This window comes from Aeromonas sp. 600527 (assembly GCF_049175415.1).
GTDB classification, from domain to species: domain Bacteria; phylum Pseudomonadota; class Gammaproteobacteria; order Enterobacterales; family Aeromonadaceae; genus Aeromonas; species Aeromonas veronii_A.
Genome location: NZ_JAAKVA010000005.1, coordinates 14,653 through 41,378 on the forward strand (window position 1 = coordinate 14,653; position 26,726 = coordinate 41,378).

The 26,726-nt window shown below is 59.7% G+C and carries 25 protein-coding genes, 2 pseudogenes and 1 riboswitch; of the genes and pseudogenes, 15 read left to right on the forward strand and 12 right to left on the reverse strand.

The window, feature by feature from the left end; genetic code table 11:
- Window positions 1–123: 123 nt before the first annotated feature.
- The 6 genes from pckA to G5154_RS08515 all read left to right on the forward strand — a co-directional run bounded on the left by pckA (window position 124) and on the right by G5154_RS08515 (window position 6,110).
- A complete protein-coding gene (gene pckA / locus G5154_RS08490) occupies window positions 124–1,749 on the forward strand; it encodes a phosphoenolpyruvate carboxykinase (ATP) (RefSeq protein WP_421250808.1) in 1,626 nt (541 codons plus the stop codon).
- A 193-nt stretch (window positions 1,750–1,942) separates the two neighbouring features.
- Entirely contained in the window at window positions 1,943–2,608 is a 666-nt protein-coding gene (locus tag G5154_RS08495; RefSeq protein ID WP_005340138.1) for a GntR family transcriptional regulator, read from the forward strand.
- 33 nt (window positions 2,609–2,641) lie between these two features.
- On the forward strand, window positions 2,642–4,444 hold the full coding sequence (locus G5154_RS08500) for an aminopeptidase P family protein (protein WP_421250809.1): 1,803 nt from the start codon (window positions 2,642–2,644) through the stop codon (window positions 4,442–4,444).
- An 86-nt stretch (window positions 4,445–4,530) separates the two neighbouring features.
- Entirely contained in the window at window positions 4,531–4,935 is a 405-nt protein-coding gene (locus G5154_RS08505; protein WP_337073150.1) for a nitrous oxide-stimulated promoter family protein, read from the forward strand.
- Between the two features lie 112 nt (window positions 4,936–5,047).
- Window positions 5,048–5,506 carry an N-acetyltransferase gene (locus tag G5154_RS08510; RefSeq protein ID WP_337073149.1) on the forward strand — a complete coding sequence of 153 codons (459 nt, stop codon included), beginning with the start codon at window positions 5,048–5,050 and terminating at the stop codon, window positions 5,504–5,506.
- Between the two features lie 136 nt (window positions 5,507–5,642).
- Complete coding sequence (locus G5154_RS08515) at window positions 5,643–6,110, forward strand: glycine zipper 2TM domain-containing protein (protein ID WP_005342991.1); 468 nt, start codon at window positions 5,643–5,645, stop codon at window positions 6,108–6,110.
- A gap of 82 nt (window positions 6,111–6,192) precedes the next feature.
- Here the strand turns inward: G5154_RS08515 and amt are convergent, their stop codons facing one another.
- A complete protein-coding gene (gene amt / locus G5154_RS08520; protein WP_005355035.1) occupies window positions 6,193–7,620 on the reverse strand; it encodes an ammonium transporter in 1,428 nt (475 codons plus the stop codon).
- A 504-nt stretch (window positions 7,621–8,124) separates the two neighbouring features.
- Here amt and G5154_RS08525 point away from each other — a divergent pair.
- A complete protein-coding gene (locus G5154_RS08525; RefSeq protein WP_421250810.1) occupies window positions 8,125–9,048 on the forward strand; it encodes a GGDEF domain-containing protein in 924 nt (307 codons plus the stop codon).
- 90 nt (window positions 9,049–9,138) lie between these two features.
- On the opposite strand, the gene G5154_RS08530 is transcribed toward G5154_RS08525, so the two are convergent.
- A complete protein-coding gene (locus G5154_RS08530) occupies window positions 9,139–9,762 on the reverse strand; it encodes an outer membrane beta-barrel protein (RefSeq protein WP_421250881.1) in 624 nt (207 codons plus the stop codon).
- Window positions 9,763–10,013: 251 nt separating this feature from the next.
- Here G5154_RS08530 and G5154_RS08535 point away from each other — a divergent pair, with 251 nt between their 5' ends.
- The gene (locus tag G5154_RS08535; protein ID WP_216979593.1) at window positions 10,014–10,652 is read left to right on the forward strand and encodes an exopolysaccharide biosynthesis protein; all 639 of its coding nucleotides are present in this window, start codon (window positions 10,014–10,016) and stop codon (window positions 10,650–10,652) included.
- Window positions 10,653–10,718: 66 nt separating this feature from the next.
- Here G5154_RS08535 and G5154_RS08540 read toward each other — a convergent pair whose 3' ends face one another.
- Window positions 10,719–11,993 carry an amino acid permease gene (locus G5154_RS08540; RefSeq protein ID WP_421212248.1) on the reverse strand — a complete coding sequence of 425 codons (1,275 nt, stop codon included), beginning with the start codon at window positions 11,991–11,993 and terminating at the stop codon, window positions 10,719–10,721.
- Between the two features lie 64 nt (window positions 11,994–12,057).
- Between G5154_RS08540 and G5154_RS08545 the strand changes: the two genes are divergently transcribed.
- Complete coding sequence (locus G5154_RS08545; RefSeq protein ID WP_421250811.1) at window positions 12,058–12,312, forward strand: hypothetical protein; 255 nt, start codon at window positions 12,058–12,060, stop codon at window positions 12,310–12,312.
- 153 nt (window positions 12,313–12,465) lie between these two features.
- On the opposite strand, the gene G5154_RS08550 is transcribed toward G5154_RS08545, so the two are convergent.
- Window positions 12,466–13,356 (reverse strand): GGDEF domain-containing protein, encoded by an 891-nt coding sequence (locus G5154_RS08550; protein WP_421250812.1) that lies wholly within the window; start codon window positions 13,354–13,356, stop codon window positions 12,466–12,468.
- Between the two features lie 295 nt (window positions 13,357–13,651).
- Between G5154_RS08550 and G5154_RS08555 the strand changes: the two genes are divergently transcribed.
- A complete protein-coding gene (locus tag G5154_RS08555) occupies window positions 13,652–13,969 on the forward strand; it encodes a DUF6968 family protein (RefSeq protein ID WP_421244923.1) in 318 nt (105 codons plus the stop codon).
- Between the two features lie 27 nt (window positions 13,970–13,996).
- Window positions 13,997–14,630: pseudogene (locus G5154_RS08560) on the forward strand (Vat family streptogramin A O-acetyltransferase).
- A gap of 89 nt (window positions 14,631–14,719) precedes the next feature.
- On the opposite strand, the gene G5154_RS08565 reads toward G5154_RS08560, so the two are convergent.
- On the reverse strand, window positions 14,720–15,301 hold the full coding sequence (locus tag G5154_RS08565) for a penicillin-binding protein activator LpoB (protein ID WP_201968240.1): 582 nt from the start codon (window positions 15,299–15,301) through the stop codon (window positions 14,720–14,722).
- A 287-nt stretch (window positions 15,302–15,588) separates the two neighbouring features.
- Between G5154_RS08565 and G5154_RS08570 the strand changes: the two genes are divergently transcribed.
- From G5154_RS08570 to G5154_RS08585, 4 genes and pseudogenes are all read left to right on the forward strand, one after another.
- A complete protein-coding gene (locus tag G5154_RS08570) occupies window positions 15,589–16,005 on the forward strand; it encodes a GNAT family N-acetyltransferase (protein ID WP_148611042.1) in 417 nt (138 codons plus the stop codon).
- Window positions 16,005–16,577 (forward strand): annotated as a pseudogene (locus G5154_RS08575) (GNAT family N-acetyltransferase). The gene G5154_RS08570 and the pseudogene G5154_RS08575 overlap by 1 nt, the downstream one beginning before the upstream one ends.
- Window positions 16,578–16,765: 188 nt before the next feature.
- The gene (locus tag G5154_RS08580) at window positions 16,766–17,569 is read left to right on the forward strand and encodes a hypothetical protein (protein WP_421172695.1); all 804 of its coding nucleotides are present in this window, start codon (window positions 16,766–16,768) and stop codon (window positions 17,567–17,569) included.
- The gene (locus G5154_RS08585; RefSeq protein ID WP_421172694.1) at window positions 17,566–18,435 is read left to right on the forward strand and encodes a hypothetical protein; all 870 of its coding nucleotides are present in this window, start codon (window positions 17,566–17,568) and stop codon (window positions 18,433–18,435) included. The genes G5154_RS08580 and G5154_RS08585 overlap by 4 nt, the downstream gene beginning before the upstream one ends.
- Window positions 18,436–18,979: 544 nt before the next feature.
- Here G5154_RS08585 and thiH read toward each other — a convergent pair.
- The 7 genes from thiH to G5154_RS08620 form a co-directional block, all read right to left on the reverse strand.
- Window positions 18,980–20,098: a 2-iminoacetate synthase ThiH gene (gene thiH / locus G5154_RS08590; RefSeq protein WP_421250813.1), complete on the reverse strand. Its 1,119-nt coding sequence runs from the start codon at window positions 20,096–20,098 to the stop codon at window positions 18,980–18,982.
- 191 nt (window positions 20,099–20,289) lie between these two features.
- Window positions 20,290–21,057 (reverse strand): thiazole synthase, encoded by a 768-nt coding sequence (locus G5154_RS08595; protein WP_421250814.1) that lies wholly within the window; start codon window positions 21,055–21,057, stop codon window positions 20,290–20,292.
- Between the two features lies 1 nt (window position 21,058).
- Window positions 21,059–21,265 (reverse strand): sulfur carrier protein ThiS, encoded by a 207-nt coding sequence (thiS, locus tag G5154_RS08600; protein WP_139735910.1) that lies wholly within the window; start codon window positions 21,263–21,265, stop codon window positions 21,059–21,061.
- Window positions 21,262–22,038: a HesA/MoeB/ThiF family protein gene (locus G5154_RS08605; protein WP_421250815.1), complete on the reverse strand. Its 777-nt coding sequence runs from the start codon at window positions 22,036–22,038 to the stop codon at window positions 21,262–21,264. The genes thiS and G5154_RS08605 overlap by 4 nt, the downstream gene beginning before the upstream one ends.
- A complete protein-coding gene (gene thiE / locus G5154_RS08610; RefSeq protein WP_421250816.1) occupies window positions 22,028–23,635 on the reverse strand; it encodes a thiamine phosphate synthase in 1,608 nt (535 codons plus the stop codon). The genes G5154_RS08605 and thiE overlap by 11 nt, the downstream gene beginning before the upstream one ends.
- Window positions 23,632–25,623 (reverse strand): phosphomethylpyrimidine synthase ThiC, encoded by a 1,992-nt coding sequence (gene thiC / locus G5154_RS08615; protein WP_421250817.1) that lies wholly within the window; start codon window positions 25,621–25,623, stop codon window positions 23,632–23,634. The genes thiE and thiC overlap by 4 nt, the downstream gene beginning before the upstream one ends.
- Window positions 25,624–25,903: 280 nt before the next feature.
- Window positions 25,904–26,016, reverse strand: a riboswitch (TPP riboswitch).
- Window positions 26,017–26,093: 77 nt separating this feature from the next.
- Entirely contained in the window at window positions 26,094–26,609 is a 516-nt protein-coding gene (locus G5154_RS08620) for a MerR family transcriptional regulator (RefSeq protein ID WP_005342946.1), read from the reverse strand.
- Between the last annotated feature and the right edge of the window lie 117 nt (window positions 26,610–26,726).

Below are 26,726 nucleotides of genomic sequence, written 5' to 3' on the forward strand. Positions count from 1 at the left end.
ACTTTAATAACAAAAAAATACCCTATTTTATAAAGTTTGATGGCGATCGCTAAACTCTACCACCTAAGTGATAGGATGAACGTCAGATAGAACCCTACAAACCTCTGAACCCAGGAGAATACAATGACAATCGTGGCAGAACCCACCCTGGCCCAACAATTAGGACTGGACCAGTACGGCATCAAAAACAGCCAGGAAATCGTTCGCAACCCCTCTTACGAGCAGCTTTTCGCTGAAGAGACTCGCCCTGACCTGGAAGGGTTCGAGCGCGGCGTCGTCACCGAACTGGGCGCCGTCAACGTCAACACCGGTATCTTTACCGGCCGCTCTCCGAAAGATAAATATATCGTCAAAGATGCCACTACCCAGGATACTGTGTGGTGGTCTGACCAGGGTAAAAACGATAACAAAGCGATTACCCCCGAAGTGTGGTCACATCTGAAAGGGCTGGTCACCAAACAGCTCTCCGGCAAGCGCCTGTTTGTGGTCGACGGTTTCTGCGGTGCCAACCCGGATACCCGCCTGGCCGTGCGTATCATCACCGAGGTGGCTTGGCAGGCACACTTCGTGAAAAACATGTTCATTCGTCCGAGCGATGAAGAGCTGAAAACCTTCAAGCCTGACTTCGTGGTGATGAACGGTGCCAAGTGCACCAACCCGAACTGGAAAGAGCAGGGTCTCAACTCCGAGAACTTTGTTGCCTTCAACATGACCGAGAAGATGCAGCTCATCGGTGGCACCTGGTACGGTGGCGAGATGAAGAAGGGCATGTTCTCCATGATGAACTACTTCCTGCCCCTGCGCGGCATTGCCTCCATGCACTGCTCCGCCAACGTGGGTCAGGACGGCGACGTCGCCATCTTCTTCGGCCTCTCCGGCACCGGCAAGACCACCCTCTCCACCGATCCGAAGCGCCAGCTGATCGGCGATGACGAGCACGGCTGGGATGACCACGGCGTGTTCAACTTCGAAGGGGGCTGCTACGCCAAGACCATCAAGCTCTCCGAAGAGGCCGAGCCGGACATCTACCACGCCATCCGTCGCGATGCGCTGCTGGAGAACGTGACCGTTGCTGCCGATGGCTCCATCGACTTCGATGATGGCTCCAAGACCGAGAACACCCGCGTCTCCTACCCCATCTATCACATCGACAACATCGTCAAGCCGGTCTCCAAGGCAGGTCACGCCACCAAGGTGATCTTCCTGACTGCCGACGCCTTCGGCGTGCTGCCCCCGGTCTCCAAGCTGACCAAGGAGCAGACCAAGTACCACTTCCTGTCTGGCTTCACCGCCAAACTGGCCGGTACCGAGCGCGGCATCACAGAGCCGACTCCGACCTTCTCCTCCTGCTTCGGCGCAGCCTTCCTCTCCCTGCACCCGACCAAGTACGGTCAGGAGCTGGTGAAACGGATGGAAGCGGCAGGTGCAGAGGCCTATCTGGTCAACACCGGCTGGAACGGCACCGGCAAGCGCATCTCCATCAAGGATACCCGCGCCATCATCGACGCCATCCTGGATGGCTCCATCGAGAAGGCCGAGACCAAGGTGCTGCCAATCTTCAATCTGGAGATCCCGACCGCGCTGCACGATGTGAACCCGGCGATCCTCGACCCGCGCGACACTTACGCCGACAAGGCTGAGTGGGATGCCAAAGCCGTCGATCTGGCAGGCCGTTTCATCAAGAACTTCGAGCGCTTCACCGATAACGATGAAGGCAAACGTCTGGTTGCGGCAGGCCCGCAGCTGTAACAGGCTCGCTTCGTATCAGTGACATCATGCCGGTCAGCCATGCTGACCGGCATTTTTGTTTTTGTGGAGCCCCGAACGCCGCCATCGCTCCCGTTAAAGGGGCCAAAACCTTGCCTTTGCCTATTGTGACAGGTTAGATTCAGCCAAACTTTATACAATATACAATTCTGTAACGCCCAATCGTGACCCGACCATGACCCCACCCTACAAGACCCGAACCCAGATGGTGATGGAAAACCTCCGTGGCCGGATCCTCCGTGGGGAGTTCCCCGCTGGCGCCCCCTTGCGTCAGGATGCCATTGCCAAAGAGCTGGCAGTGAGCCGCATCCCGGTGCGCGAAGCCTTGATGCAGCTGGAAGCGCAAGGGCTGGTGAAGTTCGAAGCCCATCGCGGCGCCGTGGTCACCATGCTGGACGCCTCGGCCATTGAAGAGCTCTTTTATTTGCGAGCGCTGCTGGAAGCCGATACCCTGTTTCACGCCGTCGACAAGATGACGGAAGCCACTTTCGCGCAAGCGGAGGCGATCCTCGCCCAGTTTGATCACGCCCTGGAGTCAGGCACCCAGATCGAACATTGGGCCGAGTTGAACCACAGCTTTCACGCCACCCTCTATCAGGCAGCCGGTCGCCCCCAGGCACTTGAACTGATCGCCCAGATCAATCTGAGCTGTGACCGCTATGTCCGCTTCGAGCTGCTCTTTGCCAGCGACGGGGTGGACAAGGCGGAGCGTGAACACGCCCAATTGCTGGAACTGTGCCGCGCCCGGCGCAAGCACGAGGCGGTGGTGCTGCTCAGGCAGCATATCGAAGCAGCGGGTCAGTCGATCAAGCGGATCCTGGCCAGCGGCCATAAAAACTGAACACTCATATAGCAACCATCTGGCACTAACGACATGAATAATTTCGAGATAATTGAAACCCGCGTCGCCCAAGTCAGGGCCGAGCTGGCCATGCAGGAGTTGGACGCCTTTATCGTCCCCCACGATGATGAGCACCTCGGCGAGTACATCCCCGCCTATGCCGAGCGGCTTGACTGGATCACCGGTTTCAACGGCTCTGCCGGCGTCGCCATCATCATGGCACAGCGGGCAGCCCTCTTTGTCGATGGTCGCTATACGGTGCAGGCGCGGATGCAAACTCCCGCCGAACTATTCGAATTCCTCCACCTCATTGAAAATCCTCATGTGCAGTGGCTGGCCGAACAGCTGCCGTCAGGCTCCCGGGTTGGCTTCGATGCCCGCCTGCACAGCCTGACCTGGTACAAGAATGCCAAGGCCGTGCTGGCCGATCGCGGTATCGAGCTGATCCGTGTCGAGCAGAACCCCATCGACCTGAACTGGAGCGATCGCCCGGAGCCGACCAAGAGCCCGGTCATCCTCTACAACGAGGAGCTGGCAGGCCAGTCCAGCCAGTCCAAACGTGAACAGCTGGCAGCCGACCTGCGCAAGCGCGGGCTGGATGCGGTGCTGCTGACCCAGGCCGAGCCCATCAACTGGCTGCTCAACCTGCGCGGCCGCGACATCGACCGGTTGCCGGTGGTGCTCGGTTTTGCGGTGCTCTACGCCAACACCAGCATGGATTTCTTCGTCGATACCGACAAGATCGACTGCTTCGCCTTCACCCAACACGTTGGCCAAGATGTCTCCGTCTACCCCATCGACAAGCTGGGTGACGTGCTGCAACGCATCGGTGAAGATCAGCAGAAGGTGCTGGCCGATCCGGACAGCGCCAACGCCTGGACCCAGCTCGTCATGGAAGAGGCGGGCGCCATTCTGGTGGCAGGGCAAGACCCGACCATGCTGCCGAAAGCGTGCAAGAACGAGATCGAGCTGACGGGTATGCGTGCCGCTCACCTGCGTGATGGCGTGGCCATGACCCGCTTCCTCGCCTGGCTGGATCGGCTGGTCGCCTCCGGCGAGTTCGAGGGGGTGGATGAAGGCACCCTGGCCGATCAGGTGGAAGCGTTCCGCCGCGAGCAGGAGCACTACCTCGAGCCGAGCTTCGATACCATCTCCGCGCTCGGCCCCAACGCCGCCATGTGCCACTACCACCACACCAACGGCACCCCGCGCGCGTTTGGCCAGGACAGCCTCTATCTGCTGGACTCCGGCGCCCAGTATATGGATGGCACCACCGACATCACCCGCACCATCAAGGTGGGTGAGGTGAGCGACGAGCAGAAAGCGATGTTTACCCGGGTACTGCAGGGCCATATCGCACTGGATCAGGCCCGCTTCCCCCGTGGCACCGCCGGTATCCAGCTCGACGTGCTGGCCCGCATGCCGCTGTGGCAAGCCGGTTACAACTATGACCACGGCACCGGCCACGGCGTCGGCCACTTCCTGAGTGTCCACGAAGGGCCCCAGCGCATCGCGCCGAAAGGGAGCATGGTTGCCCTGCAACCGGGCATGGTGCTCTCCAACGAGCCGGGCTACTACCGTGAAGATGGCTTTGGCATCCGTTGCGAGAACCTGGTAGTCGTGACCGAGCTGGAACAGGTTGGCGAGCTGCCGATGCTGGGCTTCGAGCGTCTGACCTACGTGCCGTTCGATACCCGCCTGATCGACCGCAGCCTGCTGAGCCCGGCCGAATTCCGCTGGATCAATGAATACCATGTCGAGGTGTTCCGCCGCCTGAGCCCGCTGCTCGAGGGCGATGATCTCGCTTGGCTGGAGCAGGCAACCAGCCTCATCTGATGACACAGGGCCTGCGGGCCCTGTTTTTTATCCCCCATTTGACCTGTATCAACACTCCAAGCGAGCAGGTCAGGAGAATGGCGGCCATGAAAAGTTATCATGCCAGCCCAGCCCGGGGCCCACACGCCGCAGCCAGCAAAAAGGCGAGTGACCACCCCAGACTCATGCGCGAGCAGCAGACGGTCAGCGCCATGATCCGCCTCTACTGCCAGCACCATCATCAGGATCCCCATTGCCGCCACTGTCGCCAGTTGCGGGATTTCGCCCATCAGCGCCTTCGTCGCTGCCGTTATGGCCACGGCCACAAACCCACCTGTGCCAACTGCAATATCCACTGCTACGCACCGGCGATGCGCAAGCAGATCCAGCAGGTGATGAAGTGGAGCGGCCCGCGCATGTTGCTGCGCCACCCCTGGCTCACCCTCCGCCACCTGCTCGACGGCTTGCGCAAGGCCCCCAAACTGCCCCAGAGCCGCCCCCTGCCGCCATAACCGCCAATCCCTTGCATCCGGCAGGGGATGACCACTACCCTATGACTCCTTTTTTGCCGTTGACCCCAAGGTCAGCGGCGTTGCCGATCCGTTTGTTGCCAATGGAGTCCTGATGCACCACAACCCGCCCCTGCTACGCACCGCTACCCACAATGACATGCACGCAATCTGGCAGATCGATGCCAAGGTGTTTGGCGAAGATGTCTATCCCGCCTTCTTCTTCCGTCAAGCGATGGATTTGTGGCCAGAGTTGTTGCTGGTGGCCGAATACGAGGGGCAGCTGGTGGGTTATGTGCTGGGGGGATTCGGTCAGGAGCGGTCGCAAGGCTGGGTGCTCTCGCTGGCGGTGCTGCCCGAGGCGCGCGGTTTTGGTCTGGCCGAGCGAATGATGCGCCAGATGGAGGCCAACCAGCAGGCGCTGCAGATCAGCGAACTGCGGCTCACGGTCGATCCGGCCAATCCGGCCCAACGCCTCTACTATCGGCTTGGATATCAACAGGTTGAAGAAGTTGAAAACTATTTCGGGGCAGGTGAACACCGGCTGGTACTGGCCAAGCAGCTAGCCGAGTAGCCCACCAAAGGGGCATTTAGCCGTAACAGGTCACATAATTGGTTACATTTCGCTGATTTAATGTCTGGGAAGGTTGGAGTAAAGTGCATTCCATCATCCAGATTGTTCAAATTACATGCAGCCTCGGAGGCCTATCATGTTGAAACGTATGACCATCATTGCCCTGCTGGCCGCCACTACCGTCACCGGTTGCGCCAACAGCGATGTTTACTCTGGCGATGTCTACACCAAAGACCGCGCCAAACAGGTACAGACCGTCAGCTATGGCACCATCATCTCCACCCGTCCGGTGAAGATCCAGGCCGATGAGAACTCCCTGCTAGGTACTATCGGTGGAGCCGTGGTCGGCGGCCTGCTGGGCAGCACCATAGGCGGTGGTACCGGCCGTGATATCGCCGCGGCCGGTGGCGCCATTGCCGGCGCGGCAGCCGGCAAGGCCGCTGGCGACAAGCTCAACCAGGTCGACGGGGTCGAGCTGGAGATCAAGAAAGAGAACGGCGAAGCCATCGTGGTAGTACAGAAAGCCAGCCCCACCTTCGTACCGGGCGCCCGCGTGCGCATGACCCAGGGCAATGGCAGCATCAACGTGGCCGTCGTGAATTAAGGGTGTGAAATAAGGTGTGGCCACACTTGAGCCATAAAAAAACCGCCGATCCCGGCGGTTTTTTGTTGTCTGACGTTCGGGATTACATGCTGTAAGCCTTCTCGCCGTGGGAGGTGACATCCAGCCCTTCCCGCTCGGCATCGCCGTTCACCCGCAGACCCACCAGCATGTCGACCGCCTTGAAGGCAATCGCCGCCACGGCACCGGACCAGAGCAGAGTGACACCAACCCCGATGGCCTGGATCTTCACCTGAGTCAGGATGGAGTAGCCCTCGGCAACCTGATTGGTGACATAGTCCCACACCCCGGTACCGCCCAGATCCGGGCTGGCAAAGACGCCGGTCAGCAGGGCGCCGAGAATGCCGCATACCCCGTGTACGCCAAACACGTCCAGACTGTCATCGGCACCCAGCAGGCGCTTGAGACCGTGGACCCCCCACAGACCCGCCACGCCACTGATAAGGCCCATCACCAGACCACCGCCCACACCGACGAAACCGGCTGCCGGGGTGATCACCACCAGACCGGACACCGCACCGGATGCCGCACCCAGCAGGGAGGGACGTCCCTTCATCACCCACTCGGCCAGCGTCCATGAGAGAGCTGCCGCAGCCGGCGCTACCCAGGTGTTGATAAAGGCGAGTGCGGCGATACCGTTGGCTTCCAGCGCGGAGCCCGCGTTGAAACCGAACCAGCCGAACCAGAGCAGGGAGGCGCCGATCATGGTCATGGTCAGGCTGTGGGGGGTCATGGGATCACGACCGTAGCCCAGACGCTTGCCCACCAGATAGGCACCCACCAGACCCGCCACGGCGGCGTTGATATGCACCACGGTGCCGCCTGCAAAATCCAGCGCACCATGCTGGAACAGATAGCCAGCAGTGGCGGTCGCTGTGGCCGCAGCCTCGGCGCTGGTATAGGCATCCGGACCCGCCCAGTACCACACCATATGAGCCAGCGGGATATAGGCGAAGGTGAACCAGATCACCGAGAAGAGCAGCACGGCAGCGAACTTGATGCGCTCGGCAAACGCCCCCACGATAAGGCCGCAGGTGATGGCGGCAAAGGCCCCTTGGAACACCACATAGATCAGCTCGCTGATCCCGACCCCCTTGCTGAAGGTGGCAGCGATGGAGTCAGGGGTCACCCCCTTGAGCAGCACCTTGCTGAAGGAGCCGTAGAAATTGCCCCCTTCGGTAAAGGCCAGCGAATAGCCGTAGATCACCCAGAGCACGCAGATGAGGCAGAACAGGGTAAAGACCTGCATCAGCACGCTCAGCATGTTTTTGGCCCGCACCAGACCACCGTAGAAGAGGGCCAAACCGGGGATCGACATCAGGATCACCAGCGCCGCCGAGAGCAGCATCCAGGTGTTGTCACCCTTGTTGATTGTCATGGCGGCAACCGGAGCCACCGCCGCCTGTACCTGAGCGACCTCTTCGGCCCAACTTGGGGTAACCAGCAAGGCAGGCAACATCGTCAGACCCGCCATCATCCATTTTTTGACCATAGAGCACTCTCCTTCCCTGTCGTACCGGTACAAGACCGGCTCCGTTTCCCTGATTGAATCTGTGGCGAACCGCAAGGTGTTGCTGCAACCCGCCAGAATCACACCCGCGCCCGGCACGGGGATGTCTCTTGCCACTTCCTCATCACTGCATCTGCCGCCGATGACCGCAAGAGACCGTCTGACATGTAAAAAGCATAAAGCGGGCCACAATTTTAAATCCTTTAAAATCATTAAATTAACTATCTCAGCTATCGTTAACGCACCAAAATAGCGCACACACTGCGCTAACCGATACTGAACCGCCCTGTCACAGGGCATGGCATGGCCGGCGCACCACAAATGCGCAAATACTGAACCAGCCCACAAGCTGAAGCCCTCGATATCGCGCGCTGCGGGCCAACTCGTTTACACTGGCAGACCAGCCGTTTCTGTTATCCGACTACGGCATACCATTACGCAGCGCCTTGTTTGCAACGTGATGGCGGGCCCAATCCGAGGAACACCATGCAGTTCGATCGTCTCGACATCAGCCTCTCCCACTACCGCCATCTCGACCGGGAGCATCGCGCCCACATCGCGTTGCTGGGGATAGTGATGCTGGCCATCATGGCCCTGCATCTGTTGCTGCTGCCCCACTTTCCCTACGAGCGCTTTTACGCCGTCAGCTTTGGCTTCGAGGTGATCAACTGGCTCACCATGCTGTTCCTGTTCTGGGTGGTACAGTGCGCCCACCTGCCCACCCACACCTACCGCATGCTCTCCTGCGGTCTGATGTTGTGGATCATGGGAGCCACCGCCGACATCATGGATGAGCTGGTGGCGCAGCCACTCTGGCTCGCCATCTATGCCGAGGATCTGCTGCGATCCAGCGGCATCCTGCTCAGCAGCATCGGCATCCTGAGCACCATGCACCACCTCTTCCACATCAATACCCAGCTCAGACAGCAGGCGCTGTTCGACGATCTGACCCGACTGCCAAACCGGCGCTACTTTCATCAGCAGCTGTTTCTGGAGCAGGGGATGTGCCACGCCCTCATCCTGCTGGATCTCGATCACTTCAAGCGGATCAATGACAACTACGGCCACGATATCGGGGATAGGGTGTTGCAGCAGTTTGGCGAGCTGTTGCAACAGCACTGCCCGCCCGGTGCGCTGGCGGCCCGTGTTGGTGGTGAAGAGTTTGCCCTGCTGCTGCCCGCCGCCCACGAAGCCGACTTGCAGCAACTGGCCAACACCCTGCTCACTGCGACCCGCACCATAGCCCCCGACCCGGCCCATACCATGACGGTCAGTCTGGGGGTGGGGATCCGCGAGCCCGGGGAGCCGGCAGTCTCGCTGTTCAAACGGGTTGATCAGGCGCTGTATGGCGCCAAGGAGGCGGGGAGAAACTGCGCGGTATGGGCGACGCCGACTAATAAAGAGGTGTGAAGAGCTGCCGGTTGATGGCCGATCACGGCGGAACATTGCTGCTGAAACAGGTGCCCAGGGGCCCCTGTTTTATGGGGGAAATCCCCTCGCCTAAAAGCGGAAGGTAAGACCAATATTGGCCTGCCACTGGGTTACCAGCTCCCCGCGTACCTTGAACACGCACTGCTCCGGATTGCAAAGAAACTGGTTGTTGTCGTTAACCAGCGAGCCATAGCCGCGCACCTCGGCCCGCAGCGCCAGATGCTCGGCGAGGCGCGGTTGCACCCCGAGCGCCAGCGACATGGAAGGAGTCACCTCGCTGTCGTAGGCGGCAAAACGGGTCACCCCGATCCCGGCGCCGATATAGGGCGCCATCAGGTTGTCAGAGAGGGTCAGTGCACCGGCAAAGTGCAGGATGTCCACCGTCAGGCGGTCTGGCTGATCGGGAGAAAGGGTGGTTGACTGATGGTTGTAGAGCAGCTCAATCATGCCCGGATCATCCACCTCCTTGCTGATAAAGAGACCCCAGCTGCCGGAGCCCTGTCCCTGCAGTGAATCAAGCGATGCAGAAAGCGGCACCGGCTGCACCACCTCGTCACCCTTCTCGAAGTCGATGGCTGAGCTGTAGCCGAAAAACGGCGTCACCTGCCAACCAGATGTGGTCGCAGCCTCGCTACTCCAGGCCTGCCCCAGTGGCAGCAACAGCCCCATCATCGCTATCCCGGCTCTCTTCATCATCGTCCCCTGCTCCCTGTGTGATTGTGCAGAAAGCATACCAGAGGCATCCTGCGCCCATCCTAAATGGCGGCTGTACCGGATCACTTTCAGTGCGCGATATCCCCTCGCCGAAACCTCTGCCAAGCAACGCGACAACCGCCGCTATGTAACACCCATCACCATTCATCGACGGTTAACCTCTGCCACGTATGCTGGCGCCAAATCGGGTCATCGGAGCCCGTGATCACCACTCAGAAGGACATCAGGGAATGGTTGCCGCGCAACTTCACGACCCCCAAACCACCCTCGCGGATACCCTGCGGGCCACCGCGCACGCCATCGACGAAAGCCACATCAGCCTGCGCCAGATGCTGGAGCTGGTGGGCGAACAGGGCATGCTGCTGTTTTGCGTCCTGCTCACCGTCCCCTTTCTGTTGCCGGTCTCCATCCCCGGCGTCAGCACCCCGTTTGGCCTGCTGATCCTCTTTATCGGTATCGGCATCACCCTCAACCGGGTGCCCTGGCTGCCCGCCATCCTGATGGAGCGCCGCTTCGCCGCCGACCAGCTCAAGCCGACCCTGCACAAGGGGGCAGATCTGCTGGCCCGTGTCGATCGCGTTATCCGCCCGCGTCTGCTGGTGCTGACCGGCAGCAGCACGGTCAACCGCTGCAACGGTCTGCTGATCATGCTGGCCGCCCTGCTGCTGATGCTACCCCTGGGCGCCATCCCCTTCACCAACGCCATGCCTGCCTGGGCCATCCTGCTGCTGGCCACCGGCATGTTGCAGCGGGACGGTCTGTTCGTCGCCAGCGGCTATCTGCTGGTGAGCGCGACCCTGGTCTGGTTCAGCGTGCTGGCCATCGGCTTGCTGATGGCGGGCCAGAGCGCCACCGGCCTGCTCGGCTAACCCCGATGCACAGAAAAAGGGCGACCAGATGGTCGCCCTTTTGGATTTGTGCGGGATACTGCCCGGTCAAAGCAGATCGTAGATAAGGGCCGAGATGGCAAGCAGCCCCATCACCAACACAAAAAGGGTACTCGGCCCGCGATAACGCTTGAGTGCGGGCAAGCGATAGATAGAGCAGGCTGGCAGCAGAAACAGGATCACCGCGATCAGCGGGCCACTGACGCGTTCGATGATGTCGAGCACATTGGGGTTCAGATAGGTGATGAGGGCGGTCACCAGAAACAGGATCACCGACGACACCCGGGCGATGGTCGACTCCTTGAGAGAGAGCCCCAGCCCCTGACAGGCACCGCTCACCATGCTCACCGTCCCCTCGCTCACCCCCATGGAGGTGCCGAGGAAGGATTTGGACATGGCCAGAATGGCGATAAGCGGCCCCACATAAGCGATCAGCGGATTGGAGAACTTGTTCGCCAGCGCCGACAGCACGGAGATATTGTCGGTGCGGGCCAGCGCCATCTCGGCCTGACTCAGGCTCATCACGCAGCTCACCACGAAAAAGAGCACGCTGCCGCAAATCAGCATGCTGCTGTATTTGATGATCCGCTTGGCACGCAGGTCGGCACTCTCCTGACAACGCTTCTTCTGCGCCGCACTGAAGGAGGAGATAATGGGCGCATGGCTGAACGAAAACACCATCACCGGCACGATCAGCCAGAGGGATTTCCAGAACGCCGGATCACGCCACTCCACTGCCTGACTCTCGCTGAAATAGGAGAGGCTCCACTGGGGCAGCAGATAGATGGATAGGCCAATCAGAAAGGCGACCATCGGCAGAGCCAGCACGCTGATGGCCGACACCACGATCTGTTTGCCAGCCAACAGGATCAGATGCAGGCCCAGCATCACCCCCAGCACCAGCAAGCCGCGGGGAAGCTCGGCGTCCCCCAGCTGGTGAACCACGAAGCTCTGGATCGCATTGGTGATAGAGATGCTGTAGACCAGAATGATGGGGTAGAAGGCCATCAGATAGACCAGCATCAGCAGCTTGCCCGCTCTGGCACCGAAGTGCTCCTCCACCACATGGGTGATATCCCCTTCCTTATGGGAGCTGGAGAGCACAAAGCGGCTCAATGCCCGGTGGGAATAATAAGAGAGCGGGAAAGCCAGCAATAATATAAATAGCAAAATAACCGGAGAATTACTGCCAACCGTAATAGGGAGAAATAACGTACCGGCACCAACCGCAGTGGCATATAAGCCCATGGTCCATACCGAATCGCTTTTCTCCCATTTCAATTTTGAAACAGGGTTACTCTTTTCAGCAATAGAAACACTCATTGCAATATATACCTTATTAGTCTGTCATCATTATTTTTATTGGCCCGAATAACAGGCTGGCGATATGTCATGGCAGATCGCCCTGTTCGTGAAAGAACAACACCGCCAGTGGCCAACAGGGCCACCGGAAGGGAACGGAGCTGCCACGCTACCATCGTTGAAATCGCCAACCTGGTCAAGGTTAATAATTCATGACCGTTTGAATCAGATTGTTTCAAAAGACAACGAAATGTGTCACATTCGTCATCAAGAACCAGATTCAAACCCTTTTGATAACATACCGATAAAACCTCATCCTGTTGCCCAACAACATAAATAAGACCAGCGATCAGGCCGATAATATTAACACCTTATCCTTTAGAATATGAGTTAAATAATAAGCCCAACTTTTCTACTAATTGACAGTGATGTCAGTCAACTTATTTAGAGTAAAAGAACGGGCTATTTCCGCCATGCGACCGGATAGACACTCTCAACCTGCCGGGCAGTGTGCTACCCGGTTGCGGCCTGCCCGCTTGGCTCGATAGAGCCACTCGTCGGCCCGGGCCAGCGCCTGATTGATCTCCTCCTCCGGCTGCACCAGGGTTGTGCCCAGACTGACCGTGATGGCGACCGGATCGGCAGGCAATGCTTCGACAGCGGCACGGATCTGCTCCGCTATCTGCAGCAAACCGGCTTCATCGATCCGTGGCAACAGGATCAGAAACTCCTCGCCGCCGCTGCGCACAAAGAGATCGTCCGCCCGCAACAGGGCATCGATGCAGCCACTGAATCGCTGCAAGGCCCGATCTCCCTGCTGATGACCGTAGTGATCGTTGATCTGCTTGAAGTGATCGATGTCGAGCATGATAAGGCCACAGGGCGCATCTCCTGTCCGCAGCGGCTGACAGTGCTCGAAGAAGAAGCGGCGGTTGTAGAGGCCGGTCAGCTGGTCGGTTTCACTCTGGCGCAGCAGTCGCTGCTGCAACTCGTACTGGCGGGTAATATTGCGGGTCACCCAGGCCACCGCCCGCTTGCCGTCATAGAGGGAGGGCAGCGGGGCAATCTTGCCCTCAAAGCGCTGCATCCCTTGTGGCCCGACACCGGCATCAATGCCACCCACCTCGCTGGCCGCCAGATCGTACTCGACCACCTGAACCTGGCCGCTATCCAGCGCCAGCACGACCTGCGCCATCACCCAGAGCGCCATCGTCTCCGGCAGCACATCCCGCAACTGCTTCCCTGCCAGCGGATTGCCGTCCTGATAGGATTGCTGCTCCATGCCCCCTATGTATTCAACGTAATAACCATCTTCACTCAGGATAAAGACCGGGTCGGGCAACTGGGCCATCACCTCGTAAAGCTGCAATACCGACAGTGTCATAGATGCTCCTGTACTTCCGCGGCCAACAGGGGCCGTATATTGTGCCCCAACCCGATGATCCACCAGCAATCAGCATAAGAGATAGATTTGCAGCGGTAGCCAACAATCCTTTACAGCAAGTGTACCCCGCGTGGTGAAACAGCCCGTCGCAACACGCAAACCACCGGGATCCCCCCATATCCCATTGTTTCAAAAAGAGCCTTCGTTTAGGCTCCTTTGGCTCGCCCCCATTTTTATCCCTCCATGGAGACGCAGCCCGATGCCGCAGGAGGGGAATCGCACAAGGAGTTGCAGGATGAAGAATGCCATCGTCAAAGCCCGTTTCGACGCCATCAGCACCGAAGGGGAACAGCTCGTCCTCAAGATCGCCATCAAGGCCCCCGAGCCGGATCCCAAGTCCGCCAGCGGTGACTGGCGCTGCAAGGTGAAGCTGGCGGGGCTGAGCGACAAGACCTTTATCTACGGCATCGACAGCCTGCAGGCCCTGAGCCTCGCCATCAAGTTTGTCGAAACCGAGCTGCGCGCCTTCTCCGATGCGGGCTGGCAATTCTATCTGCCCGGCTGCCCCGATCACCCCATCGACATGAGCGCCTGCTACTTCCCGGCGCTCTAACATCCGACCCAGCTCAAGGAGCTCCCCATGCACGGACCCGATCCCGCCAATCCCCACCCCATGGATGGCTTCCCCCAGGTGTGCTTTATCAAGAACACCATCAAGGGGCCCAATATCGAGGTGGGCGACTACACCTATTACGACGACCCGGAGGATTCGGCGGGCTTCGAGCGCAACGTCCTCTACCACTTCCCCTTCGTCGGCGACAAGCTCATCATCGGCAAGTTCTGCGCCATCGCCCGCGGGGTGAAGTTCATCATGAACGGCGCCAACCACCAGACCTCCGGCTTCTCCACCTACCCCTTCTTTATCTTCGGCAACGGCTGGGAAAGCGCCCCCCGCCCCGGGCAGCCTCCCCTACAAGGGGGATACCGTGATCGGCAACGATGTCTGGATTGGCTATGACGCCCTGATCATGCCAGGGGTAAAGGTCGGCAACGGCGCCATTATCGCCGCCCGATCCGTGGTCACCGGTGACGTGCCCGCCTACGCCGTGGTCGGCGGCAATCCCGCCAAGGTGATCCGCTACCGCTTCGACGACGACACCATCGCCCGTCTCAACGCCATCGCCTGGTGGGACTGGCCGGTGGAGCAGATCAGCCGCAACCTGGCGCTCATCAGCGGCGGCGAGATAGCCGCGCTGGAAGCGGCAATCCGCTAGAGACAAGCCCCATCAGGCATAGGGCCAGAAATGAGAAGAGGGTTGAGCGCACAGGCACTCAACCCTCTTTTTGATTGGTCGCAGACCGCTCAGTGGCTGGCGGAGCGACTACCGCTCCAGATCAGCTCGCCGCTGCGCAGCTCCATCAGGGTCATCGACAACCGATAACGGCTCCCCTGTGCCACCAGATCCCCGTAGAGCATGTAGCCGGCGCCGGTCTGGCGGCCAAGCCGCACCAGGGAGGCCGGGTTCATCCTGCCCTGCTGATACTCAAGCTGGCCGGTGATGGCCGCCACCTGCCCTTGGTCGACAAAGTGAAAACCGCTCTTGCTCTGGATGCGCTTGCTCATGGCCGCCGCCATGGCGCGGGTGTCCACCGGCTCGCCGGTGCCGTTCTGGGGCGGGGTGAGCAGCAGCACCGGCTGACCGGTTTGCGCCAGCTCCCGCACCTCGGGGGCCTGCACAAAGAGATCGGCCATGGCCTGCGCCAGTCCGGTCGGCGCCACCGGCTTGGGCTGAACGTCCCCGCTATCCGGTTTGGTCACCGGCTTGTCCGGCTGGCTCACTGGCTGATCGGGTTCACTGACAGGAGCCTGAGTACCACCGTAGGGATTGACCGCACAACCGCCCAGCAGCAGGGCCCCCACCATCAACAAGGAACGCAGCTTCATCTTTTCTCTCCGCCAGAAATCCGTAAACGGGCATCAACACATGCCCGCATGGCGGAGCCCCTGCCCCGCATCCTCCTTATGCTAGGGACAAACCCCGGCGGGGTCGATACGCCCACCACCACAGGGCGACAGAGACTGGCGAACCTGGGCCCACGAAAAAGCTGGCACGGCTCCACCCGATTCCGTTAGGGTAGTGTCGGTAAAACATCAACAGTAACGCAGCGGTAAGCCCGGCGCACAACACGCCGGAACCCGACAGAGATCATCACACTCAAGCAGGAAGCACTATGCAACTCACCCCACCCCAACCGCCTCAGGACGATGAGATCGAAGCGCTGCGCATTGGTCTCTCGGGCTACAACAAGGATCACGCCGGTACCCATCTGCGCGAGCGGATCGCCAGCTTTATCAAGGATAAAGAGGGCAAGGTACATGGCGGCATCATCGCCGACATCAAGTGGGGCTGGCTGCATGTCGACTGGCTCTGGATCGATGAAAGCATCCGCCGTGATGGCTGGGGCGGCCGCCTGCTCGGCGCCATGGAGCAGTACGCCCAAAGCAAGGGCATCACCAACTACCATCTGGAAACCACCAGTTTTCAGGCCCTCCCCTTCTACCAGAAACAGGGTTACGAGGTCTTTGGCCAGTTGCCCGATATGCCGCCGGGGCATATCAGTTACTTTCTGAAAAAGCAGGATAAGTGATGACACTCCCGCGCCTTGCCAACGCTCAGCTCGTGATCCGTCCGTTTGACGCGGGCGATGCCGACGAGTTTGTCCGCGCGGCCCACGAATCCATCGAGACGGTAGGCAAATGGATGATCTGGTGCTCCCGTTCATTTACTCGGGGAAGTGCGCTGGAGTGGTTTGCCAGCTGCGAGCAGGATTGTACGGCGGGACGCGCCTTTGACATGGGCATCTTCTGCGCCACCACCGGCCAACTGCTGGGTGGCGCAAGAATCAACCAGCTGTCGCCCCACCATCGTTAAGGCAATATCGGTTACTGGGTACGCCAATCCAGCCAAGGCTGCGGCATCGCCAGACAGGCGGTCACTCTGCTCCGTGACTTTGGTTTTCAGCAGTTGGGCCTATTTCGGCTGGAGATCGTGATGGGGGTTGGCAACAACGCCAGCGAAGCTGTTGCCATCGCCGCCGAGGCTACCTTTGAGTACCGGGCAAGGAACCGTATCTTCCTACATGGCCTGCCTATGGATGCGCATGTTTATTCTCTTATCCACACAGACTGGCTACTGTCACAAGGTACATTTCTGAGATGAACGGCCATAGTCATGCTGACCTTCACTCTTCGACTCATCAAGCCAAGCCGCCAACTACACCGTCAGTCAAAATGATAGGGTAGCCAGAATGCTTTGCATCAATAACTGCTGGTTAAATAAACAGTGCATTCAATTACCATTTTACTCTAGAATGTGAGCCATCATTTTTTGGCGTTATGGATAATTGAATGCAATCTTCAATTGAAATACTCAGCCAGGCAAGTTTCAAATCGGTGCTAGGCAGACCCAGTGAAGGTCAAATGGCTGTGACTCTTTTATGCCTTATTGATTGGCCTGACGGAGTACAGAGACAATCATATGTCAAAATATTCACTCGTGAGGAAAGCATTGGTGTTTTTAATGAAGTCCTCGGATACCTGCTTACCAAATCAAGCGATCTTCCTGTAGCGCCAAAAGCGGGCATACTGATATTACCTGATGGAATTATTGAATCGATTGACTTCGCCATCTCACCAATTGCATTTGTCACCTCCAAGATTACTGGGCAATCCCCATCCAGTTATTACAGCATTGGCGATATGATTAAATTTGAAAGTCTTAGGAAAATTCTTGATGACTGGGAGAGTTTGCACAAAACGATCGCATTTGATGAGTGGGTTGCAAATCAAGATAGAAATTTAGGAAACTTGATTATTGATTCAAATAGCCAGGTCACTCTGATTGACCATAGCAATATGCCTGTGGATCTTGCGTGGTCTCCTGAGGATTTATCTATAACTATCAATCCAGTCAATAAATTAGAACGAGTCTTCCGCTCCATTCCTACACTACCTCAAAAGATGGATATAATAAGGGGTGCTAATGGGCAAACTGAAGCATTAGACATTGTATTGGCTGAAGTAATCTATTGGTGTGATCAACTTTTGAACCCACAAGCAAGAGACAGTCTGTTGGTTTTTTTGAAACAACGGGCTATTTTCTCGAACGAAAGATTAAGTAGAAGGCTTGGTGTACTTGTGGGGGTCGCATGATTAATTTTGATTCAATATTAAATGAGCATTCTCACCAGCCAATTATCAGAGGTGAATGGTTCACTATCCAATGGTCACCAGATATTGCTACAGGTGAAATGCTTAATATTGGCGTATGTTTTAAGGATAATTTAGGCGGGGCATTTGTACAAACTCTAGAATATTTTGATAGGATCTCTTGCTTATACTCTCACAGTATGATTTTTCATCTTAAGCTTGCTTGTGATGTGGCAAGAGAAATTATCCTTTCGGGAGATGACTTTTTATCAAAAAAGTACCAAAACTTAACATTCAAGAATAATGGTTATGCCCAAGGTGAGTCTGTAGACGATATCGTTTCATCTTTATTCTCAAATGTTGTACCGTTATCAATAAAAATAACAAAGAAAAGAGAGCGTGCATACACCCCGATCTCTAGAGACAAACTTTATAATTTAATGGATGGATATTTCAAGCAGCACCTTAATTTCGAAGAATATTTTGAAATGCGAGATCCTTCACCATCAAAAAGAGTACCGCTGGGACAACAGTCGCAGACTATTTATCTTCCATACAGAGCTAAAAGCTCTCTTGGTACAATAGCATCGGCAGCATACTCTGATGAAAACTTAGCCAAGTGCCATTTGTATGATGCGCAAAGAGATATCTCATTAGCTTTAAAAAGCTATACAGAATATAAGGGCGGGGCTATTTTCATATTATCACCAAACAATGACCTTAAGGTGGAAAAACGCGACCAAGTTAATTTGGAAATTGATAAGTTTTGTTGGTATTTAAAAACACTAAATATAGAAACCGAAGTGGATAGCGATCCCGACATCCTTTCTGATAGAGCAGTTCATTGGTATCGCAGAAATGCTGCTTGATACTATTTTAAATTGTATCAGTAGAACATCGTTCATTTGGTCAGCCCCATTACTGACAGAGCAAGCATGGTGCTTTTACACAGGCAAAATCTTGTTTGGTTCCCCCCTCTTATTCGCTGAGGCGAGCCCGCTTGTCCAGGCCGCGAGACAGGATGTCGAGCGAGCGGCGCCGGGCCATGGATGGCCCGTCGGCGCGTGCCGTCGGACAAGCGGGTGAGCCGAAGGAACCCGACGAAGTCGGGCGAATAAGCGGGGGTGGCCTTTCTTTTGGTGACTTTTCTTTGGCCACGCAAAGAAAAGTTACTCGCCCAAGCCCGAAGGGCGGGCGAAACCCCTTCGAGGCCAGCGGCCTCGCGTCCTGCACGGCAAAGCCGTGCCACCACACAACGGCCCCTGCTGCCAGCGCCATACCTCGGAACGGACGATTACGCCTGACGGCTAATCGACCCTACGATTGCACGGCGCAGCCGTGCCTGCTCGCCACAGGCACTGAGTCTGGCTGGACGCCGGGATGCCACCGGCAAAGGGGGGGGCGTGGTCGCCCCTATCGGCCCAAGAAGGGTTCCCAGTCTTTAAACACCGGCTGCAACCCCGCCTGCCGCACGGCGGCGGCGACCTCCCCCACCGGGCGGTCGTCGTGGATGGCGAACTGCTCCAACTCCTCCGCATCCCCCTCGGCATAGCCTCCCGGCTGGGTGCGCGACTCGGCCGACATCTGGGTGATGCCAAGGCGCACCGCGCCGTTGCGAAACGTAGCCGACTCGCGGGTGGAGAGGGACAAGTCCAGCGTGGGCGAGAAGAGGCGCCAGGCGCAGATAAGCTGGGCCAATTGGCGATCCGACATGACTACGGCAGGCTCCAGCCCACCGGTGCAGGGGCGCAGGCGCGGGAAGGAGAGCGAATAGCGGCTCTGCCAGTGGTGGCGCTCAAGCCAGCTCAGATGCTCGGCGACAAAGTAGCTGTCGGCGCGCCAATCCGAGGAGAGGCCGATCAGCGCCCCCAGCCCTATCTTGTCGATACCGGCGCGGCCAAGCCGATCCGGCGTGGCGAGGCGCCATGCGATGTCCCGCTTGTTGCCGCGCAGGTGATGGCGGGCGTAGGTGGGGGCGTGGTAGGTCTCCTGATAGACCATGACGGCGTCGAGGCCGAGGCTTTTCAGCTCGGCATATTCGGCTTGCGAGAGGGGCTGCACCTCCATCCCTACCGTGCTGAAGTGGCGGCGGATGATGGGCATCACCTCGCGAAAATAGGCGAGCCCCACCTTGTGCTCGTGCTCGCCAGTCACCAGCAGCACGCTGTCGAAGCCACGCGCCTTGATGGCGAGGCATTCGCGCTCAATCTCCTCTGCATTCAATGTCTTGCGCTTGAGGCGGTTGCTCATGGAGAAGCCGCAGTAGGTGCAGTCGTTGGCGCACAGGTTCGACAGATAGAGCGGCACATAGAAGCCGATGGTGTTGCCAAAGCGCTGGCGGGTCAGCCGCTCGGCCTCGGCCGCCATCTGCGGCAGGTACGCTTCGGCGGCTGGGGAGATCAGCGCCATAAAATCGGCCAGAGTGCGGCGGGGTGAACCCAGCGCCCGCTCTACATCGGCGGCTGTCTTGGCGCGGATCTGCATGCCGATATCGTCCCACTCCAGCACCTGCCAGCGATTGGCAAAATCCAACCCCCTCCAGGCCTCCCCCTTGGGAGGGGGAGGAGTGCAGGGCTCGCCCCCTTCAAACACCGAATCTGCCTCTGCCCTCACCCCCAACTCCTCTCCCTTATTTTGTGAAGAGCCGAGAGGGGGGCTATCACTCGGGCGCACTTGGGGTTGTTCAAAAGGCTCGAAGTCACTCATCGCACCAGCATCATGACTCATAACGCCCCCAGAAAATCGGTGAGCGGGCTGGAGGCTTGGGCCTGCAGGGCGCGCGCGCCAAGGCCTGCCTCATAGGCGCTGCGCCCGGCAGTGCAGGCCAGCGCAAAGGCGCGGCCCATGGCGACCGGGTCGCCACTCACCGCGATGGCGGTGTTGACCAGCACGGCATCGGCGCCTAGTTCAAAGGCGGCGGCGGCGTGGCTCGGCGCACCTATGCCCGCATCCACCACCACAGGCACATTGGCCTGCTCGACGATGATGGAGAGAAACTCCCGGGTCACCAGCCCCTGATTGGAGCCGATGGGGGCGCCGAGCGGCATCACGGCGGCGCAGCCCACCTCTTCGAGCCGCTTGCAGAGTACGGGGTCGGCGCCGCAGTAGGGCAGCACCACAAAGCCCTCTTTCACCAGCTGCTCGGCGGCTTTCAGCGTCTCGATGGGGTCTGGCAGCAGATAGCGCGGGTCGGGGTGGATCTCCAGCTTCAGCCAGTTCGTCCCCAGCGCCTCACGGGCGAGATGGGCGGCAAACACCGCCTCGGCGGCGGTCTTGGCGCCGGAGGTGTTGGGCAGCAGCTTGACCCCGAGTTGCAGCAAGGGGCTCAGGATATCGTCGTGGACCTTGCCCGGTTCGAGCCGCTTGATGGCCATGGTGACCAGCTGGGAACCGCTCGCCTCGATGGCGGCGGCCATCAGATCCGGGCGGGCAAACTTGCCGGTGCCGGTAAAGAGGCGCGATGAGAAGGTGTGATCGGCAATGGTCAGCATGTCAGCCTCCCGCAATGGCGGTAAAGAGGTGAATTTCGTCCCCGTCATTGAGACGGGTCTCGGCCCAGCGGCCACGGGGCAGCACGGCGCCGTTAAGGGCCACCGCCACCCCCTGTGGATTAACGTCTTGTGCCGCCAGCAGGTCGGCCACGCTCTGCCCTGCCGCCAGCGGCTGGGCTTTATCGTTGAGTCGAATGGTGAGGGTCATGGGGTGATCTCCTTATCGTGTGTCGGGCATCGGCGCTGCCCGCAGACCGGGCAATCGGGGTCGGGGGCCAGCGTGAGGGTCTGCCACTGATGGGTCAGCGCATCGAAACGGCGCAATGTGCCAGCGACCGGGCTCGGCATCTCGAGCAGCAGTTTCAGCGCCTCCAGCGCCTGCAAGGAGCCCATCACTCCGACCAGCGGGCCGGTGACGCCGCTGGTCTCGCAGCTCTGGTTCACCTTGGTATCCAACGGATAGAGGCAGGCGTAGCAGGCGTGATCCGTACCTGTGCGCGCCATCAACTGCCCCTGCCAACCCACCGCCGCGGCGGAGATCCAGGGCTTGCCCTGAGCCACGCAGGCGGCGTTGATGGCCTGGCGGGTGGCGAGGTTGTCGCAGCAGTCGATCACCAGATCTACCTCGGCCACAAACTCCGGCAGGCTGGCGGCATCGAGTCGCTGGTTGATGGCGATCAGCTCCACCAGCGGGTTGTGGGCCGCCAAGCGCTCGCGGGCCAGCTCCGCCTTGGAGTGGTTGACCGCCTCGCTATCGAACAGGATCTGGCGTGGCAAGTTGCTGGAATCGACGGTATCGCCATCGGCCAGCCACAAGGTGCCCACCCCGGCCCCGGCCAGATAGAGGGCGAGCGGCGAGCCAAGCCCGCCCAAGCCCACGATCAGCACGGATTTATCCTTGAGCCGTGCCTGCCCCGCCTCACCCACTTCCGCCAGCATCAGCTGGCGGCCGTATCGCAAATACTCAGCATCAGAGAGCATGTTCAGCCTCCCGTATCACGGTGGCCGAACGCGGCTCATCCCCCGCCCCCACGGCGGCAAGCAGCCGTTCGGTCACCCCCTGCCAGTCGTCGCTGGCAGTGATGGCCGAGACCAGCGCAATGCTGCCGACCCCGCTTGCCTTGACCGCCGCCACCCGCTCCTCGCTGATGCCGCCGATGGCCACCATCGGCCAGTCGCACATCAGGGCGCGGTAACGATGCAGCCGCACCAGCCCCTGCGGGCGCGAAGGCATCGCCTTGGTGTTGGTCGGGAAGATATGGCCGAGCGCTATGTAGGAGGGGGCCAGCTCGCGCGCTCGCATCAGCTCGAAGTAGCCGTGGGTGGAGATGCCAAGGCGCAGCCCGGCCGCCTGAATGGCGGCGAGATCGGCGGTCTCCATATCCTCCTGCCCCAGATGCACGCCCCAGGCGCCCGCCTCGATGGCCTGCTGCCAGTAGTCGTTGATAAAGAGCCGCGCCCCATGGTGGCGACCGAGCTCTACCGCATCACGAATGGCCGGTGCCACCTGGGCGGCGGACAGATTCTTGATCCGCAGCTGGATGGTCTTGACCCCCTGCCCCAGCAGGCGGCGCAGCCACTTGACCGAATCCACCACCGGATAGAGGCCGAGGTTGTGTTCGGTCGGCGCAAAGGGGCCCTGCGGCAGGCGAGCGCTGCTTGTTTCATAAAGCCCGAAGCGGCGATCGAGGGTTGATCCCGCCAACACGGCTCGGGGGAAGTGAGCCAGATCGGCGGGCCAGCCGAGATGGGCGATGGGACCCGGGCCTGCGCCCACCCCCTGCGCCGCCGCCAGCCCCTGTTGCAGGTAGGCACGAGCCAGGGTGATGGCGTCTTCCACCGGATAATCCTGCGTCACCACGGCGGCGATGGCGCTGGCGTAGCAGCAACCGGTGCCGTGACCGTGGCGGGTATCGAGTCGCGGCGCCGCCAGCCAGAATTCGCGGGTCTCGTCCTGGTAGTAGTCGAGGCAGAGATCGCCGCTCCACTCCAGATGACCGCCCTTGACCAGCACGGCGCGAGCGCCGAGTTCGCGCAGCCGCTGGGCGGCGAAGCGCACCAGCACAGGGCTGGTCGCGGGAATGCCGGTCAGGGCTTCCAGCTCGGGGCCGTTGGGGGTGATGAGCGACAGACGTGGCAACAGCTGTTCGCGCACCGCTTCCAGCATATTGGGCTCCGCCATCGGGGTGCCGGTGCTGGCGATGGCCACCGGGTCGTAGACCACGAAGGGGGCCGGGATGGCAGCCAGTCGGCGGGCCAGCACCTCGACGTGGAGCCGGGTCGGCAGCAGACCGATCTTGATGGCGGCGGGCGGCAGATCGACGCCGAGGGCGTCGATCTGGGCGGTGAAGGTCTGCATCAGCACGGGGTCAACCATCTTCACCGCCACCGAGTTCTGAGCGGTAATGGCGGAGATGACCGAACAGCCGTGCACGCCAAGATCGTGCAATGTGTGCAAGTCGGCCTGAATGCCGGCACCGCCACCGGAGTCTGAACCAGCGATGGTCCAGACAACTGGGCGAGAGTCCGTCACAGGCAGCAGATCGGCGGGGCTGACAGCCCCGCTTGCGCTGCTCACGCCTCCTCCCCTGCGACCTGTTTCAGCGCCGCCGCCTGATGGTAGATCTCGCCACCGGTCTCCTTGAAGGTTTCCGCCATGCGGGCCATGCCGCTCTCTACCTGAGCCACTACCTGCTCCTGTTGGCCATCCATACCGACCAGCTTGATCTCTACTGCTTCAAGCTTCGCCGCGTAGTCACGCACGTCCTGAGTGATCTTCATGGAGCAGAACTTGGGCCCGCACATGGAGCAGAAGTGAGCCACCTTGCCGGACTCCTGCGGCAGGGTTTCGTCGTGGTAGGCACGGGCGGTGTCGGGGTCGAGAGCCAGATTGAACTGATCCTCCCAGCGGAACTCGAAGCGCGCCTTGGACATGGCGTTGTCGCGGATCTGGGCGCCCGGGTGACCCTTGGCCAGATCGGCGGCGTGGGCGGCGATCTTGTAGGTAATCAGCCCCTGCTTCACATCCTCCTTGTTGGGCAGCCCCAGATGCTCCTTGGGGGTGACGTAGCAGAGCATGGCGCAGCCATACCAGCCGATGAGCGCGGCGCCGATGCCGGAGGTGAAGTGATCGTAACCCGGTGCAATGTCTGTGGTGAGCGGGCCCAGCGTGTAGAACGGCGCCTCGTGGCAATGCTCCAGCTGCTCGGTCATGTTGCGCTCGATCATGTGCATCGGCACGTGACCCGGCCCCTCGATCATCACCTGCACGTCGTACTCCCACGCGATCTTGGTCAGCTCGCCCAGGGTGCGCAACTCGGCGAACTGGGCCTCGTCGTTGGCGTCATAGACTGAGCCCGGACGCAGACCGTCGCCCAGCGACAGCGCCACGTCATAAGCGGCGCAGATCTCGCAAATTTCTCGGAAGTGCTGGTAGAGGAAGTTCTCCTTGTGGTGGGAGAGGCACCACTTGGCCATGATGCTGCCGCCGCGCGACACGATGCCGGTGAGGCGTTTGGCGGTCATCGGTACGAAGCGCAGCAGGACGCCGGCGTGGATGGTGAAGTAGTCCACCCCCTGCTCGGCTTGTTCGAGCAGGGTGTCGCGGAACAGCTCCCAGGTGAGCTCTTCGGCGATGCCGTTGGTCTTTTCCAGCGCCTGATAGATTGGCACTGTACCGATGGGCACCGGGCTGTTGCGCAGGATCCACTCGCGGGTCTCGTGGATGTAGCGGCCAGTGGAGAGATCCATCACGGTGTCGGCGCCCCAGCGGGTCGACCAGACCAGCTTTTCGACTTCCTCTTCGATGCTGGAGGTGACCGCCGAGTTGCCGATGTTGGCGTTGATCTTCACCAGAAAATTGCGGCCGATGATCATCGGTTCCGCTTCCGGGTGGTTGATGTTGCTGGGGATGATGGCGCGACCGGCCGCCACCTCATCGCGCACGAATTCGGGGGTGATGTTCTGGGGCAAACGGGCACCGAAATCGCGGCCCGGATGCTGGGTGCGCAGGAGCTCGGAGCGCACCCGCTCGCGGCCCATGTTCTCGCGAATGGCGATAAATTCCATCTCGGGGGTGACGATGCCGGCACGGGCATAGTGCAGCTGGGTAACCCGACGACCCGGCTTGGCGCGGCGCGGTTTCGGCAGATGCTCGAAGCGCAGGTGATCCAGCCCCTCATCGGCCAGACGCTCCTGAGTGAAGGTGGAGCTGAGCCCCGGCAGCTCGTCGGTGTCATCCCGCTCCAGCACCCAGTTCTCCCGCAGGCGCGGCAGGCCACGGCGCACGTCGATGGCGGCCCCCTCCTCCCCGTAACGGCCAGAGGTGTCATAGACCGGCACCGGCTCGTTGGGCTCGAACTTGGGATCTTCTTTGGTGCCGCCGACGAAGGTGTCGGCCAGCTGGATCTCCCGCAGGGGAACACGAATATCGGGGCGGGAGCCTTCGATAAAGATGCGACGGGAGTTGGGGTGAGCCATCCCCTTGAGGCTGTCGATAAAAGCTTGGGCGCTGGAGCGCTGCTCGCGGCGGCTGGATTTGGTGGTATCAGATACAGAAGTAGACATAGCAAAACTCACATTAACTGGTTGAAGTTATGGGGGTTTGCTTGTCTGGAGTTCGAGGAGAAGATGAACTTGCGGCGGGGGGTTTATCTCGGGAGGGAGTGCGCGCGGGATGGATCTCCGCGCTGCTGTACTGCCCCTTCCAGCTCTCTGCACGCTGTGGGCAAGGCGCCCCACGTGCTGGACAACCGGACGGGACAGACTCCCTCCTGTGCGCCCTGACCCATCAAGGGTGATCCCTTCGATGAGCGGAAGAGGCTTGTTCCTCCCCCAGCGCGGTAACCCGCAAGTTACCCTTGTTCCCTTCGCAGGTTTTAACCTGATCAGGTTCCACGGATCCCGAATTAACGGTCTCAGCTTCGCGTCGTTCGACGGTCAGCACTCCGACAAGATGGCGCCAGTATAAGGGGGAAAATCTAAAGCACAAGCCGTTAACAATATGGGGCAACGGCTGGTGCTGTGGTCAGACGAGATTACTCCCCGCGCGACCAGGTGCGGATGGCGGCGATCTCCGCGGCGGGGATCTGCAGGGATTCGAGGAATTCCTGATGGGCCTGCGGCTCCATCTTCTCGAACTGGATGTGCCAGTTGCGCATCATCTCTTCGGTCATGCCTGCGGCCTGCATGATGGCAACCCAGCGAGCCTTGTCTACCATGGGGATCTCCTCGTGTGTCTGTTGGCGATAGAGGATGATGGCCCGCTGTTGCCGCCTCAGCTCGGCGATCTCCTGCTCCAGTCGCAGCAGGTGACCATCGAGGCAGGAGTGGCTCTCCTGCCTCGCTGCCAGCAGGGTGCCGATCTCTTCGAGCGGCAGTCCCATGGCGCGAAAGCTGGCGATCTGCCGCCCCCGTTCCAGCTCGGCCTCGCCATAGCGGCGATAGCCGTTCTCCCCGCGCAGGGCGGGCAGCAGCAAACCGAGACGTTCGTAATAGAGCAGGGTGGTGCGGCTCAGGCCCAGTTCTCTGGCCAGCCGGGTAATCGTCAACATAGGGGTTCCTTCATCCAACGGGCTGAGGATAAACCCGCCTATTGTAGACGGGTCAACACCTTCGCAGGAGTGACCACCAGGATCAGGAGCCACGGGCAGTAACAGTGAGTGATATGA

What these genes read in the sequence shown, in the direction of transcription:
- G5154_RS08540 (WP_421212248.1), bottom strand. Translation starts at nt 11,993, where the DNA reads ATGAGTGTTTCTATTGCTGAAAAGAGTAACCCTGTTTCAAAATTGAAA.
- G5154_RS08505 (WP_337073150.1), top strand. Translation starts at nt 4,531, where the DNA reads ATGAAAAGTTATCATGCCAGCCCAGCCCGGGGCCCACACGCCGCAGCC.
- G5154_RS08515 (WP_005342991.1), top strand. Translation starts at nt 5,643, where the DNA reads ATGTTGAAACGTATGACCATCATTGCCCTGCTGGCCGCCACTACCGTC.
- G5154_RS08595 (WP_421250814.1), bottom strand. Translation starts at nt 21,057, where the DNA reads ATGCTGACCATTGCCGATCACACCTTCTCATCGCGCCTCTTTACCGGC.
- amt (WP_005355035.1), bottom strand. Translation starts at nt 7,620, where the DNA reads ATGGTCAAAAAATGGATGATGGCGGGTCTGACGATGTTGCCTGCCTTG.
- G5154_RS08530 (WP_421250881.1), bottom strand. Translation starts at nt 9,762, where the DNA reads ATGAAGAGAGCCGGGATAGCGATGATGGGGCTGTTGCTGCCACTGGGG.
- G5154_RS08545 (WP_421250811.1), top strand. Translation starts at nt 12,058, where the DNA reads ATGTCATGGCAGATCGCCCTGTTCGTGAAAGAACAACACCGCCAGTGG.
- G5154_RS08535 (WP_216979593.1), top strand. Translation starts at nt 10,014, where the DNA reads ATGGTTGCCGCGCAACTTCACGACCCCCAAACCACCCTCGCGGATACC.
- G5154_RS08580 (WP_421172695.1), top strand. Translation starts at nt 16,766, where the DNA reads ATGCAATCTTCAATTGAAATACTCAGCCAGGCAAGTTTCAAATCGGTG.
- G5154_RS08620 (WP_005342946.1), bottom strand. Translation starts at nt 26,609, where the DNA reads ATGTTGACGATTACCCGGCTGGCCAGAGAACTGGGCCTGAGCCGCACC.
- G5154_RS08570 (WP_148611042.1), top strand. Translation starts at nt 15,589, where the DNA reads ATGCAACTCACCCCACCCCAACCGCCTCAGGACGATGAGATCGAAGCG.
- G5154_RS08585 (WP_421172694.1), top strand. Translation starts at nt 17,566, where the DNA reads ATGATTAATTTTGATTCAATATTAAATGAGCATTCTCACCAGCCAATT.
- G5154_RS08525 (WP_421250810.1), top strand. Translation starts at nt 8,125, where the DNA reads ATGCAGTTCGATCGTCTCGACATCAGCCTCTCCCACTACCGCCATCTC.
- G5154_RS08555 (WP_421244923.1), top strand. Translation starts at nt 13,652, where the DNA reads ATGAAGAATGCCATCGTCAAAGCCCGTTTCGACGCCATCAGCACCGAA.
- G5154_RS08510 (WP_337073149.1), top strand. Translation starts at nt 5,048, where the DNA reads ATGCACCACAACCCGCCCCTGCTACGCACCGCTACCCACAATGACATG.
- G5154_RS08500 (WP_421250809.1), top strand. Translation starts at nt 2,642, where the DNA reads ATGAATAATTTCGAGATAATTGAAACCCGCGTCGCCCAAGTCAGGGCC.
- pckA (WP_421250808.1), top strand. Translation starts at nt 124, where the DNA reads ATGACAATCGTGGCAGAACCCACCCTGGCCCAACAATTAGGACTGGAC.
- G5154_RS08495 (WP_005340138.1), top strand. Translation starts at nt 1,943, where the DNA reads ATGACCCCACCCTACAAGACCCGAACCCAGATGGTGATGGAAAACCTC.
- G5154_RS08550 (WP_421250812.1), bottom strand. Translation starts at nt 13,356, where the DNA reads ATGACACTGTCGGTATTGCAGCTTTACGAGGTGATGGCCCAGTTGCCC.
- thiC (WP_421250817.1), bottom strand. Translation starts at nt 25,623, where the DNA reads ATGTCTACTTCTGTATCTGATACCACCAAATCCAGCCGCCGCGAGCAG.
- G5154_RS08605 (WP_421250815.1), bottom strand. Translation starts at nt 22,038, where the DNA reads ATGCTCTCTGATGCTGAGTATTTGCGATACGGCCGCCAGCTGATGCTG.
- G5154_RS08565 (WP_201968240.1), bottom strand. Translation starts at nt 15,301, where the DNA reads ATGAAGCTGCGTTCCTTGTTGATGGTGGGGGCCCTGCTGCTGGGCGGT.
- thiS (WP_139735910.1), bottom strand. Translation starts at nt 21,265, where the DNA reads ATGACCCTCACCATTCGACTCAACGATAAAGCCCAGCCGCTGGCGGCA.